Below are 1,591 nucleotides of genomic sequence, written 5' to 3'. Positions count from 1 at the left end.
GTTGTTCCACAGAATATACAGCGGCACGGAAATTCTGCCGCCCAATCTGGCGCGGCATGTACAGCAAGCGGATGTCTGGCTGATTCGCATGCTACTGTTGGCCTCTGCGGCTAACCTGTCCCTATTTTGGTTGGGCACCACTCCCTGGCGCTGGCTTCCCATTGGCATATTGGTTGCCACTGTAGCCCAAATCTTACGCTGGATCTGGATTCAAACGCTGGCTACCAACATGCGCGCCCGAATGCTGGGTTGCTACAAAACGCCCCTTTTTTGGATTTCGCAGCGCATCCTCCGAAAACGCTTGATCCTGTTACTCACCCAACCATTTGGTGGCCCTTATGCCTATTTGAAAAAAGTTCGGGAAAACGGGGATGCCGCCGCCAGAATTTCCAGCCTGTTTCGGCTTCCTCCGATCATCACGACTGTTTTTCTTTTTTTGCCCTTAGCCACATGGGCCGCCAATCTGATACCGATGATAACCGGACGATGGTCCGTGGCTTTGCCATTGGGTGCCGCTACTATGAGTTTGTTTGCCGCCTTTTTCTTTTTCCTGCTCCACAAGATATCTGTGTACCGTCAGGTCAATATTCAGCAATTCCCTGCCAATATCTGGGTGTTTCGCTATTTTGCTGACACCATTCGCCGGATGTACGGGGGATGATGCACACCAAGACAACGGAAGTCTTGACAACTTGCAAGCCTCGAATATAACCGTGGGATCAAATTGATCCGTTGATTGTTTTCAGTTTTTCGGCGGCTCACCCAAAGACTGCCCCAACTGCGCCATAGCCTTTCGTCGCGCCGGACTCAACGCCCGCTTTGGGTCATGGGTAGCGCCCGTCTCGGCAGTGCCATGGGCGGCAACAGATGTAACCCCTGCTTCGCCCACGTCCGCCTTTTCATGGCCGTTTTCGGCTTCCAGGTTGCCTGCCTGAACCTCCGCCAGGGAACCGCGCCCCTGCAAGACCAGCAAACCCAGTTGCGCCAAAAACCGCAAACGCTCAGGACGCAACCGGGATTCGGAAACAGCCTGTATATCTTTCAGTAATTCCGGTTGCCTGGTACTGATAGTCACATCTATCCGTACAAAATCAGACAAAGCTTTGTGCTCCCAAATGCCAGAAGCCTTGCGCATTCGCCAGTTCTGGATGATCTGCCATTAAAATTTGACTGTCCGGATATACCTCCTGAGCCATGGGGGTATATAGACGCGCGCCGCCACCTGCAAGAATGATAAAGTTGATGGGGTCGTCCACCTGCCGGAGCATGCCGCGCATTTCGCTCAGCGCTTCCCGCCCGACCATCTGGGCCGCCTGCTCAAAAACCGGCGGCAACACGACATCCTGATTGAAAATGTACAAGTGTTCCCGTCCGTTTTGCAGACAGTTTTCCAGTTGCGCAACCGTCGGGGCCTTGCCATAGGTGTCTGCAATGATCTTCCGTGCTTCACTCAACACTTGGGAAACGGCAAACAGACTGCTGCCGGACGCCAGAGCGGCATACCGACCACCGGCCCGAACCAACGTCCAATCCAGCGAGAAAAATCCCGGGTCCACCACCAGACTGGTCTCTTCTGCCAACCGATCCTGCA

Annotated in this window: 3 protein-coding genes; 1 reads left to right on the top strand and 2 read right to left on the bottom strand. The window is 54.1% G+C overall.

Annotation, left to right across the window (positions count from 1 at the left end; genetic code table 11):
• Positions 1-661: hypothetical protein (locus AC2VLY_RS01085; protein ID WP_486921630.1), on the top strand; the 661-nt coding region annotated here is incomplete at its 5' end.
• 81 nt (positions 662-742) lie between these two features.
• Here AC2VLY_RS01085 and AC2VLY_RS01080 read toward each other — a convergent pair.
• Both AC2VLY_RS01080 and AC2VLY_RS01075 read right to left on the bottom strand, forming a co-directional pair.
• Complete coding sequence (locus AC2VLY_RS01080; RefSeq protein WP_215866839.1) at positions 743-1,099, bottom strand: hypothetical protein; 357 nt, start codon at positions 1,097-1,099, stop codon at positions 743-745.
• Positions 1,092-1,591 (bottom strand): hypothetical protein (locus tag AC2VLY_RS01075; protein WP_486921629.1); only part of this gene is annotated, 500 nt, incomplete at its 5' end. The genes AC2VLY_RS01075 and AC2VLY_RS01080, both read right to left, overlap by 8 nt.

The organism is Acidithiobacillus sp. TH-A36, from assembly GCF_057473445.1.
This window is presented reverse-complemented; position numbering and strand designations above follow the sequence as displayed.